This is a genomic window from Pseudonocardia yuanmonensis (assembly GCF_039542425.1).
GTDB classification, from domain to species: Bacteria; Actinomycetota; Actinomycetes; order Mycobacteriales; family Pseudonocardiaceae; genus Pseudonocardia; species Pseudonocardia yuanmonensis.
Map to the genome: position 1 here is coordinate 336,423 of NZ_BAABIC010000001.1, position 17,980 is coordinate 354,402.

The window sequence follows — 17,980 nt, forward strand, 5'->3', positions numbered from 1 at the left end:
ACCCGCTCCTTCGTCGCGAGTGGGCACATGCGGTCAGCCCTCGAGCTTCTTGCGGTTCTTCTCGAGGTCCTCGAGACCACCGCAGAGGAAGAAGGCCTGCTCCGGCACGTCGTCGAACTCGCCCTTGGCGATCTTGTCGAACGACTCGATGGTCTCCTTGAGGGGGACCGTCGAGCCCGGCTGGCCGGTGAACTGCTCGGCGACCAGCAGGTTCTGCGACAGGAAGCGCTCGATCCGGCGGGCCCGGCCGACGAGCTGCTTGTCCTCCTCGGACAGCTCGTCGATACCGAGGATCGCGATGATGTCCTGCAGGTCGTTGTACTTCTGCAGGATCCGCTTGACCTCGTTGGCGACGCGGAAGTGCTCCTCGCCGATGTACTGCGGGTCGAGGATCCGCGAGGTCGAGGTGAGCGGGTCCACCGCCGGGTAGATGCCCTTCTGCGAGATCGGGCGGGAGAGCTCCGTCGTCGCGTCCAGGTGGGCGAACGTCGTGGCCGGCGCGGGGTCGGTGTAGTCGTCCGCGGGCACGTAGATCGCCTGCATCGAGGTGATCGAGCGGCCGCGGGTCGAGGTGATCCGCTCCTGCAGCTCGCCCATCTCGTCCGCCAGGGTCGGCTGGTAACCCACCGCGGAGGGCATGCGGCCCAGCAGCGTGGAGACCTCGGAGCCGGCCTGGGTGAACCGGAAGATGTTGTCGATGAAGAGCAGCACGTCCTGGTCCTGCTCGTCGCGGAAGTACTCCGCCATCGTCAGCGCCGACAGGGCGACGCGCATACGCGTGCCCGGCGGCTCGTCCATCTGCCCGAACACCAGCGCGGTGTCGTTGATGACGCCGGACTCGGTCATCTCCGTGATGAGGTCGTTGCCCTCACGGGTGCGCTCGCCGACGCCGGCGAACACCGACGTACCACCGAAGTTCTTGGCGACACGGGTGATCATCTCCTGGATGAGCACCGTCTTGCCCACGCCGGCGCCGCCGAACAGGCCGATCTTCCCACCCTGCACGTACGGGGTGAGGAGGTCGATGACCTTGATGCCGGTCTCCAGCATCTCGGTCTTGCCCTCGAGCTGGTCGAAGTTCGGCGCCTTGCGGTGGATGCTCCACAGGTCGCCGGTCGGCCGGAATCCCGGGTCGTCGAGGCAGTCGCCGAGCGCGTTGAACACGTGCCCCTTGACCTGGTCGCCGACCGGCACCGAGATCGGCCGGCCGAGGTCCTCGACCAGCTGGCCGCGGACGAGGCCGTCCGTCGGCTGCATGGAGATCGCGCGGACGAGATTGTCGCCCAGGTGCAGGGCGACCTCCAAGGTCAGCGTCTTGGCCAGGTCGCCGAACTCCACCTTCACCTGGAGGGCGTTGTAGAGATCCGGGACGAAGTTGCGCGGGAACTCGACGTCGACGACCGGGCCGGTGACCCGGACGACGCGGCCCGTTGTCGTGCCGGCGGCCGTGTTCTCAACGGTGGCGGTCATCAGCTCTCACTTCCTGCGCTGACGAGAGCGTCGGCGCCACCGACGATCTCGCTGATCTCCTGGGTGATCTGGGCCTGACGGGCCTGGTTGGCCTCCAGCGTCAGGGTACGGATGAGTTCGTTGGCGTTGTCCGTCGCGGCCTTCATGGCTCGCTGCCGGTTGGCCGACTCCGATGCCGCCGACTCGAGCATCGCCGCGAACAACCGTGCCCCGACGTACTTCGGCAGGAGCGCGTCGAACAGCACGTCCGCGCTCGGCTCGAACGCGTAGAGCCGCGCCGGGCCGTCGCCCGCCGACGGGCCCGACTCCCCCGGCCGGACACCCGTCGCGCCGCCGGTCTCGGTCTCGGACGTCGTCGCGTCGACGCCGTCGCCCTCACCGACGTACTCGACCTCCATCGGTGCCATCCGCCGCGCCTGCGGCACCTGGGTCACCATGTTGCGGAACTGCGTGTACACCAGGTGCAGTTCGTCGACGCCGCGGACGCCGTCCTCGCCGGCGCCCTCCTCGGTGTCGTCCGCCCCTGCCATGAACGCCGCGACGAGGGTGCGCGCCACCTCGGCGGCGTTCGCGTAGGTCGGCTGCTCGGAGAATCCGGTCCAGGAGTCCTCGATCTTCCGCCGGCGGAACCGGTAGTAGTTCACCCCCTTGCGCCCGACCACGTAGAGCACCGGCTCCTTGCCCTGCTCGCGCAGGAGCGTCTGGAGCTGCTCGGCCTCCTTGAGCACGTTGGCGTTGTACCCACCGGCCTGACCGCGGTCGCTCGTCACGACGAGGACCGCGGCCCGCTTCGGGTTCTCCCGCTCGACGAGGAGGGGGTGGTCGAGCGCCGAGTTGCTGGCCAGCTCGGTGAGCGTGGCCGTCATCTGCTCGGCGTAAGGCTTGGCCTCCTCGACCCGCGCCCGGGCCTTCGCGATCCGGGAGGTCGCGATGAGCTCCATCGCACGGGTGATCTTCTTGATGGACTGCGTCGACCTGATCCGCCGCCGCAGCACACGGATCTGTGCCGCCATCGGTCCCTACCCGTCAGCTCGAAGCCGGCGCCGGCTTGTTGACCCGGACCGTCTCGTGGTCGACCTGGTCCTCCTCGAGGGCCTCGGCCTGGGGCTCCTTGACGACCGAGGACCCGTCCGACGCGGTGAAGTTCCGCTTGAAGTCGTCCACCAGGCCCTTGAGCCGGTCGACGTTCTCGTCCTTGAGCAGCCCGGTGTCCCGGATCTCGGCGAGGACACCCTCGTGGTTGCGCCGCAGGTGGTCCAGGAACTCGGACTCGAAGCGCGCGACGTCGGCGACCGGGACCGAGTCCAGCTGGCCCGAGGTGCCGAGCCAGATCGACACGACCTCGTCCTCGACCGCGAACGGCGCGTACTGCGCCTGTTTGAGCAGCTCGACGAGGCGCTCGCCGCGGCCCAGCGCGGCGGCCGACGCGGCGTCGAGGTCCGAACCGAACGCGGCGAAGGCCTCCAGCTCGCGGTACTGCGACAGGTCCAGACGCAGCGAGCCGGACACCGACCGCATCGCCTTGATCTGCGCCGAGCCGCCGACCCGGGAGACCGAGATGCCGACGTTGATCGCCGGCCGGACGCCCTGGTTGAACAGGTCCGACTCGAGGAAGACCTGGCCGTCGGTGATGGAGATGACGTTCGTCGGGATGTAGGCCGACACGTCGTTCGCCTTGGTCTCGATGATCGGCAGGCCGGTCATCGAGCCCGCACCGAGGTCGTTCGACAGCTTGGCGCAGCGCTCCAGCAGGCGGGAGTGCAGGTAGAAGACGTCGCCCGGGTAGGCCTCGCGGCCCGGCGGACGGCGCAGCAGCAGCGAGATCGCGCGGTACGCCTCGGCCTGCTTCGACAGGTCGTCGAAGATGATCAGGACGTGGTTGCCGCCGTACATCCAGTGCTGGCCGATGGCCGAGCCGGTGTAGGGCGCGAGCCACTTGAAGCCGGCCGGGTCGGACGCCGGCGCCGCGACGATCGTCGTGTACTCGAGCGCGCCCGCGTCCTCCAGCGACTGCCGGATACCGGCGATCGTGGAGCCCTTCTGGCCGATGGCGACGTAGATGCAGCGGACCTGCTTCTTCGGGTCGCCCGACTCCCAGTTCTGGCGCTGGTTGATGATCGTGTCGACGCAGACCGCGGTCTTGCCGGTCTTGCGGTCGCCGATGATCAGCTGGCGCTGGCCGCGGCCGATCGGGGTCATCGCGTCGATGGCCTTGATGCCGGTCTGCAGCGGCTCGCGGACCTCCTGGCGCTCCATCACGGAGGCGGCCTGGAGCTCCAGAACGCGGCGGCCCTCGGCATCGATGTCGCCGAGCCCGTCGATCGGGTTGCCCAGCGGGTCGATGACGCGCCCGAGGAACTTGTCGCCGACCGGCACCGAGAGGATCTCGCCGGTCCGCTTGACCGACTGGCCCTCCTCGATACCGCCGTAGTCCCCCAGGATCACGGCGCCGATCTCGCGCGCGTCGAGGTTCAGCGCGACACCCCGCACGCCCCCTTCGAACTCGAGGAGCTCGTTGGTCATCGCCGAGGGCAGGCCCTCGACGTGGGCGATGCCGTCACCGGTGTCGGAGACGGTGCCCACCTCTTCGCGGGAGGTCCCGGTCTCCAGCGACGAGACGTAGCTGGAGATCGCACTCCGGATCTCCTCCGGGGAGATCGTCAGCTCTGTCATGGCTGTCGTCTGTTCCTTCTCTTCGAAACGTGGGGCGGTCAGCTCGGGATCGACCGGCGGGCCGCGGCGAGCTTGCCGGACACGCTGCCGTCGATGACCTCGTCGCCGACCCTGATGACCATGCCGCCCAGCAGGCTCTCGTCGAGCTCCACCTGCAACGCGATGTCCCGTCCGTACAGGCGCGAGAGGGAGGCGGTGAGCTGCCGCTCCTGCGCCTCGCTCAGGACGACCGCCGTGCGCACGTAGGCGACGGAGCGGTTGCGCCGGGCCGCGGCGAGCTCGGACAGCTCCTCCGCGGCGACGTCGAGGTGCCGGGACCGCGGGGTCCGCACCAGGTCCCGCAGCAGCGCCGCGGTGACCGGGTAGACCTTCGTGCCCAGCACCGAGTCCAGCAGCTGGACCCGCTTGTCCGCCGGCACGTCCTCGTCCGAGAGCAGCGCCGTGAGCTGCGGCTCGCGCTCCAGGATGCGGCCGAACCGGAACAGCTGGTCCTCGACGTCGTCGAGGGCGCGCTGCTTCTCGGCCGCGGCCAGCAGCCCGGTCCGGGCCAGCGCCTCGGTGGCCTCGACCAGGTCGGCCGGGCCGGACCAGCGGGCGCCGGCCAGGTCCGCGACGGTCTCGAGGGTGGCCGGTGCGACCTTCCCGTTCAGCACGGCCCGGACCAGGCGGCCGCGCTGCTCGGCCGTGGTGGCGGGGTCGGAGAACGCCCGGCGCAGGCCGCGCTCGGCGACCAGCAGCCGGGTGACGGCGTAGAGCTCCTCGCCCAGCTTCTGCCGATCCCCCGCGGCGAGCGGGCCGAGCCGGGTCTCGAACCGCTCCGAGACCTCGGCCAGCGACTCGCGGCTGGTGGCGGCCAGGACGAGCGCCATCAGCGCGCCCCGGTCGTCTGGCGCGGGGCCATGTCGTCGAGCTGCGACAGGAAGCTGTCGACGGTGGCCGACCGGCGCGCCGGGTCGGCGAGCTCCGACCCGAGGATGCGCTCGGCCAGCTCGGCCGACAGGCCGCCGATCTCACCGCGGAGCGAGCGCTCCGCGGCCGCGCGCTGCGCCGTGACCTGCTCCTCGGCACGCGCCCGGATCCGCGCGGCCTCCTCCTCGGCCTCGGCACGCAGCTCGGTCTTGATCTGCTGGCCCTCGGCCCGGGCGTCGTCGCGGATGCGCGCCGCCTCGGCCCGCGCACCGGCGAGCTGGTCCTCGTACTTCTTCTTCAGGGCGTCGGCCTCGGCCTGCGCCTGCTCCGCCCGCTTCAGACCGCCCTCGATCTGGTCGGTGCGCTCCGCGTACAGCTTCTCGAACTGCGGGAACACCGTCCTCGCGAGGACCCAGAACAGCAGGCCGAAGGCGACGAGACCGACGATGATCTCGGCGAGGTGCGGGACGAGCGGGTTCAGCTCCTCCGCGGCGATTGTCATGGTGTGCTCCTCCGCGTCACCTGTGGTTCAGGGGGTGCGTCAGAGGGCGAAGGCGAGCACCAGGCCCAGAATCGCGAGGGCCTCGGAGAGGGCGAAGCCGATGAACGCGATGCCCTGGAGCTGCCCGCGGGCCTCCGGCTGGCGGGCGACGCCGTTGATGAAGGCCGCGAAGACGATGCCGACGCCGATACCCGGGCCGATGGCCGAGAGGCCGTAGCCGATGGCGTTCAGGTTACCGGTGATCATTGCGCTTCCTTTCGATCCGGGTCCGCGGCCGTCCCGCGGTTCCGAAGGGTCTCTGGGGTGGGACTCGACGGGACCTAGTGGTCGTCCGCGAGGACGGTGCCGATGTACGACGCCGTGAGCATGACGAAGATGTACGCCTGGATGACCTGCACGAACGCCTCGAAGAAGGTGAAGACGATCGCCATCAGGAAGGCGAACGGCGAGAGCACCTTCAGCTGCCAGTCGTCCGCGTGCAGCAGCATGTACTCGCCGCCGAGGACGAAGAGCAGCAGCAGCAGGTGGCCGGCGAACATGTTGCCGAAGAGCCGCAGCGACAGGGTGACCGGTCGCAGGACCAGGTTCGACAGGAACTCGATCGGCGTGAGGATGATCCGCACCCACCACGGCACGTCCGGCGGCCAGGTCGACAGGCGCATGTAGCCGCCGAACCCGTGCTTGCGGATGCCCGCGTACGTGAACACGACGTACACGAGCCCGGCCAGCGCGTAGGGGACGCCCGGGTGCGAGAAGGTGGGGAACTGGATGAACGGGATGATCCCGAACAGGTTGTTCACCAGGACGAAGGCGAACAGCGCGGTCAGGAACGGCACGTACTTGACGAAGTCGCGGCCGCCGATCATGTCCCGGGCGATCGTGTTCCGGACGAGGCCGTGGAAGGCCTCGCCGAGGAACTGCGCCTTCCCCGGCACGAGCGCTGGTCTGCGCACGGCCACCAGGAAGAACGCGGCGATGATGATCGCCGCGAGCACGAGCTCCAGGACCGGCTTGGTCACGGGCCCGAAGACCGGCGGCAGCTGGAAGTCCTCGACCCCCGGGGCTTCGAACCCCGGCGCCGGGGCGGTGGCCGTCGTGGTCACCCAATGCTCCTTCCGGTTCCGCCGTCCGGGGAGCCGGAGCGTGCGGAATCGAGACGATCAGGACTTAACGTACCTGACGTAGATCAAGTACATCGAGGCCGCCGCACCGACCAGCAGGCCGGCCACGGTGAAGCCCCGTAGGTCGAACAGTTCGTCCACCCCCCACCCGATCCCCCCGAAGAGGAGGATGCCGGTCAGGAGGTGCGACAGAGCGGTCCAGGCCTCGCCGGGTGGCGGCGTGCGCCCCGGCGTGCCGCCGGGTCCGCCGCTCGCCTTCTGCGGGGGCCGTTCCTGCTCCATCACGGGGGACCCTATCAGCCTGGTTACGGCGCACTTACCCGGTACGACCTGCCGTGACGGCCCCCGGCGGCCCGATCCTTACCCTCCGGCACGCCTTCGGCCGCCCGACGTCGCTCTATCGCCTGTAGAAGTTCCGGCGGGGTGTGATGCAGGTCTCCCTGAGAGCGCCATCACGGACATCCCGGACACCGCGGACAGCCTCGGCAACTTCACCCGTTCAGCTCATCGGGCGAGCCCACCCACCTGCTCGGGCGGGTGCGGAAGGGCTGATCAGACGTCGACGGAGGGGGCCTTCGCGCGGACGAACCCGACCACCTCGCCGGCGATCCAGCCGATCGTGACGCCCAGCAGGCTGAACGCGAAGGTCTGGTTGTCGAACAGCGTCGTCCCGCGGAAGACGAGCAGGAACACCAGCAGGACGACGAACTTGCCGGCGAAGGACGCCATCGCGCCCACCATCACGCCGCCCGGTGTGGCCCGGGCCGTCCCCTTCATCACCGCGGTGCCGACGAACCCGAGGCCGAGCCCGATGACCACGCCGAGCAGGCCGCCGATCAGGCCCGGGACGCCGCGCAGCACCACGGACAGCACGATCGCGAGCACGCTGACCGCACCACCGACCAGGATCGCGGCCTTCTGCATGGCCGCCGCCAGCCGCAGCACCGTCCGGACGTGCGGCTGCTCGTCGGCCGCCGGGGCGGGGTTCGGGTTCTCGCTCATGGCTACTCCTCGTCGGCCCGGCACGGGCCGCTCGTGTCAGGTCCGTCCCGGGGCCCGCGGCGGGGTGCCGGGACGGGGCGGCCCCGCGGACCCGGCCCGCCGCGCGCTGCGGGCCCGCGGCACGGCGGTGGCCAGCACCGCCACCCCGAGGCCGAGCGCCACCGCCCACAGCACGAAGGCCGGGTCGTCGATCAGGGCGAGCGCCACCGCGCCGAACGCGAGGATGCCCGCCCAGAGGTAGATCAGCAGCACCGCGCGCCGCTGGCTGTGCCCGATCTCCAGCAGCCGGTGGTGCAGGTGCATCTTGTCAGGCGAGAAGGGGCTCATCCCGGCCCGGGTGCGCCGCACGACCGCCATGAGCAGGTCGAGCAGCGGCACGAACACGACGGCGGCCAGCACGATGAGCGGGGCGAACAGCGCCAGGATGTCCGTGCCGTCCGTCGTGGTGGTGATCGGGATCTTGCCCGAGGCGCTCGTCGTTGCGGCGGCGAGCATCAGCCCGATGAGCATCGAGCCGGAGTCGCCCATGAAGATGCGGGCCGGGTTGAAGTTGTGCGGCAGGAACCCCAGGCAGGCCCCCGCCAGGACGGACGCGATCAGCGCAGGCGGGTAGGCGGCGGCGTCGTTGCCGTTCTCGCGGACCAGGCCGATCGCGAAGGCGCACGTCGCGGTGGCGGCGACGAGGCCGATGCCCGCGGCGAGCCCGTCGAGCCCGTCGACGAAGTTCATCGCGTTGACCAGGGCGACGGTCAGCACCACCGTGAGCACCACGCCCTGCTCGGGGCCGAGCGACAGGATCGATCCGGAGATCCCGGTGCCGCCCCCGCCCCACGGGATCCAGAACACCGAGAACTGCACGCCGAACAGCACCAGGACGCCGGCCGCGGTGACCTGCCCGGCGGCCTTGGTGATCGCGTCGAGCTCGAAGCGGTCGTCCAGCGCCCCGACCGCGACGAGCAGGACGGCCGCGAGCAGCACGCCCTGCACGTCGCGCGAGTAGTCGAAGGCCAGCCGCAGCGCCGGGAGCTGGGCCGCGAGCCCGATCCCGGCGAGCACCCCGCCGAACATCGCCAGCCCGCCCCATCGCGGCGTCGGCGTCACGTGGACGTCCCGGCCGCGGGGCCACGCCACGGCGCCGAGCCGCAGCGCGAGCACCCGAACCAACCCGACCAGCAGGAACGTCACGACGGCGGCGGCCAGCCCGACCAGCAGGTACTCCCGGATCGGGAGGCCCAACCCGAAGGAGGACTGGCCGTACGAGGACTGGGCGAGCACCACCGCGTGCGCGCGGGCCGGGGCCGCGGGTCAGCCGCGCGGGTAGGCGGGGGCGCGGGAGACCAGGGAGGAGACGGCCTCGGCGACGTCCGCCAGCTCGCGGTCACCCGCCGGGGTGCCGTGCTCCGCCCTGACCGCGCGGGCCAGCAGCGAGGCGATCTCGGCCATGTCCGACTCGACCATGCCCTGGGTGGTGACGCTCGGCGAGCCGACACGGATGCCCGAGGGCTTCATCGGCGGCGCCGGGTCGTACGGGATGGCGTTCTTGTTCAGGGTGATGCGGGCGAGGTCGCAGCGCGCCTCGGCCTCCCCGCCGGTCACGCCGATGGGCCGCAGGTCGATGAGCGCGAGGTGCGTGTCCGTACCGCCGGAGACGGCGCGCATGCCCTCGGCCTCGAGCCCCTTGGCCAGCGCCTGCGCGTTGGCGATGACCTGGTTCGCGTAGGCCTGGTAGGCGGGCTGCGCCGCCTCCTTCATCGCGACGGCCTTCGCGGCGACAGAGTGCATCAGCGGACCGCCCTGCGAGAACGGGAAGACGGCCTTGTCGATCGCCTTCGCGTGCTCCTCGCGGGCGAGGATCATGCCGCCGCGCGGGCCGCGCAGGACCTTGTGCGTGGTCGCGGTGACGACGTCCGCGAACGGGACCGGCGAGGGGATCGCCTTGCCGGCGACCAGGCCGATGAAGTGCGCGGCGTCGACCATCAGCTTGGCGCCGACCTCGTCGGCGATCTCCCGGAACCGGGCGAAGTCGATCAGCCGCGGGTAGGCGGTGGCGCCGGCGATGATGATCTTCGGCTTGTGCTCCAGCGCCAGGTCGCGGACCTGGTCGTAGTCGATGAGCTCGGAGTCCTCGCGCACGGTGTAGGACACGGCGTGGAACCAGAGGCCCGAGAAGTTGACCTTGCTGCCGTGGGTGAGGTGCCCACCCTGCTTGAGGTCCATGGCCAGCACGGTGTCGCCGGGCTTGGCGAAGGCCGCGTAGGCGGCGAGGTTCGCGCTGGCGCCCGAGTGCGGCTGGAGATTGACGTGCTCGGCGCCGAACAGCGCCTTGGTGCGGGCGTTGCCGATCTCCTCGGCGCGGTCCACCACCTGGCAGCCGCCGTAGTAGCGGCGGCCCGGGTAGCCCTCGGCGTACTTGTTCGAGAGCGTGGACCCCAGCGCCGCGAGGACGGCCGGGCTGGTGAGGTTCTCGCTGGCGATCAGCTGCAGTCCGCCGCGGAGGCGCTCCAGCTCGTCGAGGACGACGCCGGCGATCTCCGGGTCCTCCTGCTGCAGGGCTCCGAAGTCCGGACCCCAGAACGGCACGTCCTGACCGGGGGCGTTCTCGCTGTGCGCACTCACGGTGTACCAGGCTACCTGCGGTTCCTCGCCGTCCGACGAGGACCCGCTCCGGAATTCGGAGCGTCTGCGCAGTGTCACCGCCCCGTGTACGGACCGTGCGGACGGCTCATCGGATCGGTGCTCGCGGATGTGGACACCGCTCCGGGACGACTGGGAGACTGCCCCGCATGACCTCCCCCCGCTCCGCGCCCCGCACCGCCCGCGAGCGCGTCCGCGCGCAGCTCACCGCCGAGATCGTCGACGTCGCCCGGACGCACCTCGCCACGTCGGGCGCCGCGGCGCTCTCGTTGCGGGCCGTCGCGCGGGAGCTGGGCATGGTGTCGTCGGCGGTCTACCGCTACTTCCCCAGCCGGGACGACCTGCTCACCGCGTTGATCGTCGAGGGCTACGACGCGCTGGGAGAGGCCGTCGAGCTCGCCGAGGCGGCCGTCCCGCGCGAGGACCTGCTCGGGCGCTGGCACGCCGCCTGCGCCGCGGCCCGCACGTGGGCGCTCGCCCACCCCCACGAGTACGCCCTGCTCTACGGCTCCCCCGTGCCCGGCTACTCGGCCCCGCAGGACACGATCGCCCCCGCCGCCCGGGTGGCGGTGGTGCTCGCCGGCGTGCTGCGGGACGGGGTCGCCTCCGGCGCCGTCAGTCCCCCGCCCGGGGACGACGACGCCACCATCGCCCCCGGCCTGCTCGACCAGCTGGGTCTCCCGACCGACAGCGGGCTCGGCGGGCGGCTGGTGCTGGCCTGGTCGAGCCTGTTCGGCGCCATCGGCTTCGAGCTCTTCGGCCACACCCACAACGTCGTCGTGGCGCACGAGGAGCATTTCCGCTCCCTGGCCACCCGCCTCGCCGCCGAGGTCGGCCTGCCCGCGTGATCATCAGGAGCAGAGGGTTCGACGATCATGATCATCGAGCCCTGAGCTCCCTCTCGGCGGTGAAGAGCGCACTCCGGTGGGCGAGCTGCTCGCGGACGAGCGCGAGCGTGCGCTCCGGCCGCCGAAGGATGTCCGCCGCCCGGAAACGCATCGTGTGCCAGCCGAGCGCACCGGTCCGCAGGTCGCGCTCCCGGTCGAGCACGTCGTCGTGGTCGCCGCCGTCGTACTCCAGGGCCAGCCTGGCCTGCGGGTACGCCAGGTCGAGGCGGGCGACGACGCGGCCGTCGGCGGCGCACAGCACGTACTGGACGACGGGTGGCGGCAGCTCACCGAGCACCAGGACGAGCCGGAGCCTGGTCTCCATCGGGGACTCGGCCCGTGGCGCGGCGAGGGCGACCACCCTGTCGAGCCGCCGGACTCCTCGCGCGCCCGGGTTCGCGGCCCACCGGTCGAGCAGCGCGGCGGGCTCGAACCGCAACGGTCCACCCGGCCGGGCGGGTCGGGCGAGGGCGTCCACCGCCACGACCGCTTCGACCAGGTCCAGGCGCCTGGCCAGGTCCCACGCCGTCCGCTCGCGCCCGGTGACCAGGACCCCACGGCCTCCGGGCGGGACGACCCGGTGGAGATCCTCCGGCGCGACCGTGCCCTGGTGCACCAGGAGTCCGCGGTGTCGCGGGATGTGGGCCGGCACGAGCACCTCGGCCGCAGCGCCGCGCGGCTCGCACGACGCCGCCAGCAGCTGCGCCGCGGAGTACCCGGCCAGCACCCCGCCCCGCCGCTCGACGTGCAGGAACGCTGCCCGGCTCCGCATCTCGAAGGTCGGCTGGATGTCCGCGGGCAGGTAGACGTCGGGGAACACCCGCACGAAGCGCGGGCCGCGGAGCAGACCCCGGGTGATCAGTCCGGCGCGGACCGCATCGGAGCCTCGGAAGGGCGAGTCGAGCACGCCCGCACGCTCCCCCGCGACCACCGGCGCCGGGCGCAGTTCGACAGAACCGGTCGCAGGAGCCGCGCTGACCGCGGTTCCTCGCGCCGACCCATGATCATCAGGAGCTCTGGGTCGGTTCGGCCGCCTCCAGGAACCCTCAGCTCCTTCTCGAAGGAGCCGGTCAGCCGAGGGGGACGTCCTGCCCCACGACCTCCCCGACCTGGGCCCGGGTGACGGCGCCCTCGCGGAGGATGCGGGGTTGCTTCCCCGTCAGGTCGACGATCGTGGAGGCGACGGGGTCGCCGCTGGGGCCGCCGTCGAGGTAGAGGGCGACCGAGGAGGCGAGCTGGTCGAGGGCCTCGGCGGCGGTGCTCGCGGGCGGGCGGCCGGAGATGTTCGCGCTGGACACGGCCATGGGGCCGACGTCGCGGAGCAGCTCGAGCGCCACCGGGTGCAGCGGCATGCGCAGCATCACGGTGCCCTTGGTCGAGCCCAGGTCCCAGTTCAGCGACGGGGCGTGCGGCAGCACCAGCGACAGCCCGCCCGGCCAGAACGCCTCGATCAGGGCACGGGCGGTGGCGGAGACGCCGAGGACGAGGCCGTCGATCGTGGACCACGAGCCCACCAGCACCGGGACGGGCATGTCCGGGCCGCGGTGCTTGGCGGCCAGCAGGTTGCGGACGGCCGTCGAGGAGAAGGCGTCGCAGCCCAGGCCGTACACCGTGTCCGTCGGCAGCACGACGAGCTGCCCGGCCCGCACGGCGCGGGCGGCGGCGGCCAGCCCCTCGACGCGGGCGTCGGGGTCGGAGCAGTCGTAGACGGGAACGGCCGGAGCAGTCACGACCGGCACCCTACGACCGTGCCCGGACGACCCCGCCCGCACCCCCGTGACATGCACGAACGGCGCGTTCGCTCACTAGGTGTGAGCGAGAGCGCCGCTCGCTCATCCACCCCACCGGATGCACGAACGGCGCGTTCGCTCACTAGATGTGAGCGAGAGTGCCGCTCGCTCATCGGTGGCTCAGGTGGGGGTGGTGCGGCGGGCGGTGGCGAAGCGGGGGCGGCCGGTCAGGTCCCGGTGTTCCTGCACGTCCGTGAGCACCTTGCGGCGACGCAGCAGGGCGGGAACGGCCTCGCCGTGGGTGTCGTCGTGCTCGATCGCGAGCCCGCCGCCGTACCGGAGCAGGGTCGCGGCCAGCGCGATCACCGCGGGGATCAGCGCGAGCCCGTCCGCGCCGCCGAACACCGCGACGGCCGGGTCCCACTCCGCGACCTCGGGCGGCACCGGTGTGCCCTCCGGCACGTACGGTGGGTTGCAGACCACGAGGTCGACACGGGCCTCGAGCTCGGGCAGCGGGTCCTTCCAGCGGACGTCCGCAGCGTGCAGCGTGACCCGGTCGCCGTGCGCCGCGATGTTCCGACGCGCCCAGGTGAGCGCCACGGGGTCGATCTCGACGGCGTGCACCCGGGCGTCGGGCCGGCTCTCGGCGAAGGCCAGCGCGAGCGCCGCCGATCCGGTGCACAGGTCCACGACCAGTGGGTTCTCGACGCCGCGGAGCTGCCGCAGGCCCCACTCGAGCAGCAGCTCGGTCTCCGGGCGCGGGGTGAACACCCCACGCCCGACGGCGACCTCGACCGGGCCGAGCACGGCGGTGCCCAGGACGTGCTGCAGCGGCTCGCGGGTGGCGCGCCGGGCGACGAGCCGGCGGTACTCCTCCACCTGCGGCGGGTCGACGAGCGGGTGCAGCATCAGCCGCCCGCGCGGCACGCCGACGACGTGCGAGGCCAGGAACTCCGCCTCCACCCGGGGCGACTCGATCCCCGCCTCCGCCAGCGCCCGCTCGGCCTCCGCGATCGCCACCCGCAGCGGCTGCCGGCTCACGCGGCGCTCACGCGCCCTCCTCGGCGGCGGCGATCGCCTCGGCCCGCTCGGCCTTCGTCAGCGCGGCGACGACGTCGTCGAGGTCCCCGTCGAGCACCGCGGAGAGGTTGTGCGCCTTGTAGCCCACCCGGTGGTCCGAGATCCGGTTCTCCGGGAAGTTGTAGGTGCGGATGCGCTCGGACCGGTCGACCGTCCTGACCTGCGACTTCCGCTCCGCCGAGGCTGCCGCGGCCTGCTCGGCCTCGTGCAGCGCCTGCAGCCGCGAGCGCAGCACCTCCATCGCCCGGGCCCGGTTCTGCAGCTGCGAGCGCTCGTTCTGGCAGCTGACGACGATCCCGGTCGGCAGGTGCGTGATGCGCACCGCGGAGTCCGTGGTGTTGACGCTCTGCCCGCCGTGCCCGGAGGAGCGGAAGACGTCGACCCGGATGTCGTTCTCGTCGACCTCGACCTCCGCGTCCTCGCCGGTGTCCGGGTACACGAGCACGCCGGCGGCGGAGGTGTGGATGCGGCCCTGCGACTCGGTGACCGGCACCCGCTGCACCCGGTGCACGCCGCCCTCGAACTTCAGCGCCGACCACACGCCGTCGGCGCTGGGGGTGCGCGAGCGCAGGAGCAGGGTGATGTCCTTGTACCCGCCCAGGTCGGAGCCGACGGAGTCGAGCACCTCGACCTTCCAGCCGCGGCGCTCGGCGTAGCGGGTGTACATCCGCACGAGGTCGCCCGCGAACAGCGCCGACTCCTCGCCGCCCTCGCCGGACTTGACCTCCATCACGACGTCGTCGCCGTCGTGCGGGTCCCGCGGGACCAGCAGCTCGGCCAGCCGGGCCTCCAGCGCCGGGATCCGCGCGGCGATCTCGTCCGCCTCGGCGGCGAACGCCCGGTCCTCGGCGGCCAGCTCGCGGGCGGCGGCCTCGTCCGACCGCGCCCCGGCCAGCTCCCGCGCCACCGCGACGACCGGGCCGAGCTCGGCGTACCGCCGGCCGAGCTTGCGGGCCGTGCCCGCGTCGGCGTGCACGGCCGGGTCGGCCAGCCGCGACTCCAGCTCCGCGTACTCGTCGATCAGCGCGTCCACGCCTGCCGCGCTGCTGCTCACCGCCACCACGTGCTCCCGTTCTCCCTGGTCCTCACCCCTGACATGCGAACGGCGCCCGGCCCCTGGCAAGGGGACGGGCGCCGGACGGGAAAGCTACTTGGCGGCCTTGCGCCTGCCGTAGCGCGCCTCGAAGCGGGCGACGCGGCCACCGGAGTCCAGGATCCGCTGCTTGCCCGTGTAGAAGGGGTGGCAGGCGGAGCAGGTCTCGACGGTCATCACGCCGCTGGTCTTGGTGCTGCGGGTGGTGAACGAGTTACCGCAACCGCAGGTGACCTGGGTCTCGACGTACTGGGGGTGGATGCCCTCACGCATGGGATGTTCCTCTCGAAGATCGGCCGCCGGGTCTCACACCCCTCGCTGTTCGGGGTTTCCGGGGGCGGAGCCCCCGGATGTGGGTGAACCGGAGCCGGATGCGTACCGCCTCATTCAACCACCCGGCCCCGGCGGGGATTCCCACCGGGGCCGGGCGCTGAGATCACGCGTCAGTCGTCGTTGCCGAAGTTCCCCGGCGTGGTCTTCTGGACCTGCATGAGGAACTCGATGTTGGTGCGGGTCTTGCGGAGCTGACCCAGCACAAGCTCGATCGCCTGCTGGTGGTCGAGCGCGGACAGCACGCGGCGGAGCTTGACGCTGATGGCGAACTCGTCGCCGGACATCAGCAGCTCCTCCTTCCGGGTGCCGGAGGCGTCGACGTCGATCGCCGGGAAGATCCGCTTGTCCGCGAGCTTGCGGTCCAGCTTGAGCTCGGCGTTGCCGGTGCCCTTGAACTCCTCGAAGATCACCGTGTCCATCGTCGAACCGGTCTCGACCAGCGCGGTGGCGAAGATGGTCAGCGATCCGCCGTCCTCGATGTTCCGCGCCGCGCCCAGGAACCGCTTCGGCGGGTAGAGCGCGGTCGAGTCGACACCACCGGACAGGATCCGGCCCGACGCGGGGGCGGCCAGGTTGTAGGCGCGGCCCAGGCGGGTGATCGAGTCCAGCAGGACGACGACGTCGTGCCCCAGCTCCACCAGCCGCTTCGCCCGCTCGATGGCGAGCTCGGCGACGGCGGTGTGGTCCGACGGCGGGCGGTCGAAGGTCGAGGCGATGACCTCGCCCTTCACCGACCGCTGCATGTCGGTGACCTCCTCCGGCCGCTCGTCGACGAGGACGACCATGAGGTGGCACTCGGGGTTGTTGGTGGTGATCGCGTTGGCGATCGACTGCAGCACCATCGTCTTGCCGGCCTTGGGCGGCGAGACGATCAGCGCGCGCTGGCCCTTGCCGATCGGCATGACCAGGTCGATGACCCGGGTCGTGAGCTTCGACGGCTCGGTCTCCAGGCGCAGCCGCTCGTTCGGGTAGAGCGGGGTGAGCTTGGTGAACTCCGGCCGCTGCCGGCCGGACTCCGGGTCCCGCCCGTTGATGGTGTCGATGCGCACCAGCGGGTTGAACTTCTGCCGCTGCTGCTCGCCCTCGCGGGGCTGGCGGACGGCGCCGGTGATCGCGTCGCCGCGGCGCAGGCCGTGCTTGCGGACCATCGACAGCGACACGTAGACGTCGTTCGGGCCGGACAGGTAGCCGGTGGTCCGGACGAACGCGTAGTTGTCCAGGATGTCGACGATGCCGGCCACCGGCAGCAGGACGTCGTCCTCCCGCACCTCGGTGTCGACGGTGCGCTCGCCGCCGCCGCGCGAGTCGCGGTCACGGCCCCGGCGGCGGTCCCGGAACCGGCGCCCGCGCCGGCCGCGGCCGTCGCCGTCCTCGTCCGAGTCGTCGTCCGGGCGGGAGTCCCGCGGCTCGGTCCGGGTGTCGCCGCGGTCGCCGCGGTCGTTCCGGTCGGTGCGGTTGTCGCCGCGGGTGCGGCCGCCGCCCTCGCCGCCCCGCTCGGTGCGCTCGGTGCGGTTCCGGTTGCGGTTGCGGCCGCCGCCTTCGCCGTCCCGGTCGGACCGGTCGGTGCGGTCGCCGCGGTCGGTCCTCTCCTTCTCGGGCGCGCCGATGCTCGCGGCCACCGCGTCGAGGGTGTCCGACTGGGGCTCGCCGCCGGAGCGACGGCGGGTCTGCCGGCGACGGCCGCCCTCCTCGCCCTCGGCCGGGGTGTCGGCGGGGGTGTCGGCGGCCGGGGCGGCGACGCTCTGCTCCGGCGCGTGCCCGTTGACCTGGCCGTTCACGGCCTCGGCGGCCGGGGTGACCCCGTTGACGCCGGGGGTCGGCTTCGGGTCCGGGGCACCCGCGGGCCGGCTCGCCGCGCGGCGGCGCCGGGTCGGGGCGGGGGCCTCCGCGGCGGCCTGCTCCGAGGCCGGGGCCGCGGCGGGCTGCTCGGCCGCCGGGCTCTCCGGCGCCGCGGCCTTGGCGGCGGCACGGGTGCGGCGCGGCTTGGCGGGCGCGGTGTCCTCCCCGCCGTCGAGCGGGAGCTGGTCGGCGGAGCTCGCCTTCCGGGAGGTCCGCCTGGCCGGGGCGCCCTGCTTCTCCTTGATGGCGGCGATGAGGTCGCCCTTCCGCATCCCGGCGATGTCCGGGATGTTCAGCTCGCCGGCGAGCTGACGCAGGTCGGCGAGGACCATTCCGGACAGCCCGCCCCGCCTCTTGGGGGCAGCACCCTCGTCCGTTGCCGGGGTGCTGACGAGATCGGTCTCGCTCACGAAGTTCCTTCCTGACCGGCCCACGAGCGGCGCCGGGACCAGCGGATTCCACACGTCACGTCCGGCTCCTCCGCCGGACAACGACGCCGGGGCGGCATGACGAGAGCCGCCGTCGGCGATGTGCAGGGGCGGCGACCAGTGCGACGGTCGCGGGGAAGAGGCCGCTCGGTCCGGACCGGATTCCGACCACATGGGCTGCAGTGAGTGGGTTCCGGCTCGAGAGGCCACGCGGATGACGCGTGGATCGCCGTGCGAAACCGAGGGTAGACCGTCGGCGGGTCCGCGGCAACAACACCC

The 17,980-nt window shown here is 72.2% G+C and carries 18 protein-coding genes; 1 reads left to right on the top strand and 17 read right to left on the bottom strand.

Annotated features, from left to right (window positions below):
- Positions 1–33: 33 nt before the first annotated feature.
- From atpD to ABD990_RS01580, 11 genes are all read right to left on the bottom strand, one after another.
- Positions 34–1,470, bottom strand: coding sequence for a F0F1 ATP synthase subunit beta (gene atpD, locus ABD990_RS01530; RefSeq protein ID WP_345377794.1), 1,437 nt, complete (start codon positions 1,468–1,470; stop codon positions 34–36).
- Positions 1,470–2,483 carry a F0F1 ATP synthase subunit gamma gene (locus ABD990_RS01535; RefSeq protein WP_345377795.1) on the bottom strand — a complete coding sequence of 338 codons (1,014 nt, stop codon included), beginning with the start codon at positions 2,481–2,483 and terminating at the stop codon, positions 1,470–1,472. Before ABD990_RS01535 ends, atpD begins: the two co-directional genes overlap by 1 nt.
- Before the next feature lie 13 nt (positions 2,484–2,496).
- Positions 2,497–4,143, bottom strand: a complete 1,647-nt coding sequence (gene atpA / locus ABD990_RS01540) for a F0F1 ATP synthase subunit alpha (RefSeq protein WP_345377796.1) — start codon at positions 4,141–4,143, stop codon at positions 2,497–2,499.
- Positions 4,144–4,181: 38 nt separating this feature from the next.
- Complete coding sequence (locus ABD990_RS01545; RefSeq protein ID WP_345377797.1) at positions 4,182–5,012, bottom strand: F0F1 ATP synthase subunit delta; 831 nt, start codon at positions 5,010–5,012, stop codon at positions 4,182–4,184.
- Entirely contained in the window at positions 5,012–5,554 is a 543-nt protein-coding gene (locus ABD990_RS01550) for a F0F1 ATP synthase subunit B (protein ID WP_345377798.1), read from the bottom strand. The genes ABD990_RS01545 and ABD990_RS01550 overlap by 1 nt, the downstream gene beginning before the upstream one ends.
- 39 nt (positions 5,555–5,593) lie before the next feature.
- On the bottom strand, positions 5,594–5,800 hold the full coding sequence (atpE, locus tag ABD990_RS01555; RefSeq protein ID WP_037044700.1) for an ATP synthase F0 subunit C: 207 nt from the start codon (positions 5,798–5,800) through the stop codon (positions 5,594–5,596).
- Between the two features lie 74 nt (positions 5,801–5,874).
- Positions 5,875–6,657: a F0F1 ATP synthase subunit A gene (atpB, locus tag ABD990_RS01560; protein ID WP_345377799.1), complete on the bottom strand. Its 783-nt coding sequence runs from the start codon at positions 6,655–6,657 to the stop codon at positions 5,875–5,877.
- Positions 6,658–6,714: 57 nt separating this feature from the next.
- On the bottom strand, positions 6,715–6,957 hold the full coding sequence (locus ABD990_RS01565; protein ID WP_345377800.1) for an AtpZ/AtpI family protein: 243 nt from the start codon (positions 6,955–6,957) through the stop codon (positions 6,715–6,717).
- A 270-nt stretch (positions 6,958–7,227) separates the two neighbouring features.
- Positions 7,228–7,677, bottom strand: a complete 450-nt coding sequence (locus ABD990_RS01570; RefSeq protein WP_345377801.1) for a Cg1360 family ATP-synthase-associated protein — start codon at positions 7,675–7,677, stop codon at positions 7,228–7,230.
- A gap of 36 nt (positions 7,678–7,713) precedes the next feature.
- Entirely contained in the window at positions 7,714–8,952 is a 1,239-nt protein-coding gene (locus ABD990_RS01575) for a glycosyltransferase family 4 protein (RefSeq protein WP_345378009.1), read from the bottom strand.
- A gap of 30 nt (positions 8,953–8,982) precedes the next feature.
- Positions 8,983–10,257, bottom strand: a complete 1,275-nt coding sequence (locus tag ABD990_RS01580; protein WP_425569354.1) for a serine hydroxymethyltransferase — start codon at positions 10,255–10,257, stop codon at positions 8,983–8,985.
- 203 nt (positions 10,258–10,460) lie between these two features.
- Here ABD990_RS01580 and ABD990_RS01585 point away from each other — a divergent pair, with 203 nt between their 5' ends.
- A complete protein-coding gene (locus ABD990_RS01585) occupies positions 10,461–11,159 on the top strand; it encodes a TetR/AcrR family transcriptional regulator (protein ID WP_345377803.1) in 699 nt (232 codons plus the stop codon).
- A 31-nt stretch (positions 11,160–11,190) separates the two neighbouring features.
- Here the strand turns inward: ABD990_RS01585 and ABD990_RS01590 are convergent, their stop codons facing one another.
- The 6 genes from ABD990_RS01590 to rho form a co-directional block, all read right to left on the bottom strand.
- Entirely contained in the window at positions 11,191–12,105 is a 915-nt protein-coding gene (locus tag ABD990_RS01590; protein ID WP_345377804.1) for an endonuclease domain-containing protein, read from the bottom strand.
- A gap of 163 nt (positions 12,106–12,268) precedes the next feature.
- The gene (locus ABD990_RS01595; protein WP_345377805.1) at positions 12,269–12,928 is read right to left on the bottom strand and encodes an L-threonylcarbamoyladenylate synthase; all 660 of its coding nucleotides are present in this window, start codon (positions 12,926–12,928) and stop codon (positions 12,269–12,271) included.
- A 180-nt stretch (positions 12,929–13,108) separates the two neighbouring features.
- Positions 13,109–13,969, bottom strand: a complete 861-nt coding sequence (gene prmC / locus ABD990_RS01600; RefSeq protein ID WP_345377806.1) for a peptide chain release factor N(5)-glutamine methyltransferase — start codon at positions 13,967–13,969, stop codon at positions 13,109–13,111.
- Positions 13,970–13,976: 7 nt separating this feature from the next.
- Positions 13,977–15,062, bottom strand: coding sequence for a peptide chain release factor 1 (prfA, locus tag ABD990_RS01605; protein WP_425569340.1), 1,086 nt, complete (start codon positions 15,060–15,062; stop codon positions 13,977–13,979).
- Positions 15,063–15,155: 93 nt separating this feature from the next.
- Positions 15,156–15,374: a 50S ribosomal protein L31 gene (gene rpmE / locus ABD990_RS01610; protein WP_345377808.1), complete on the bottom strand. Its 219-nt coding sequence runs from the start codon at positions 15,372–15,374 to the stop codon at positions 15,156–15,158.
- A gap of 170 nt (positions 15,375–15,544) precedes the next feature.
- Positions 15,545–17,683, bottom strand: a complete 2,139-nt coding sequence (gene rho / locus ABD990_RS01615; protein ID WP_345377809.1) for a transcription termination factor Rho — start codon at positions 17,681–17,683, stop codon at positions 15,545–15,547.
- Positions 17,684–17,980 lie beyond the last annotated feature (297 nt).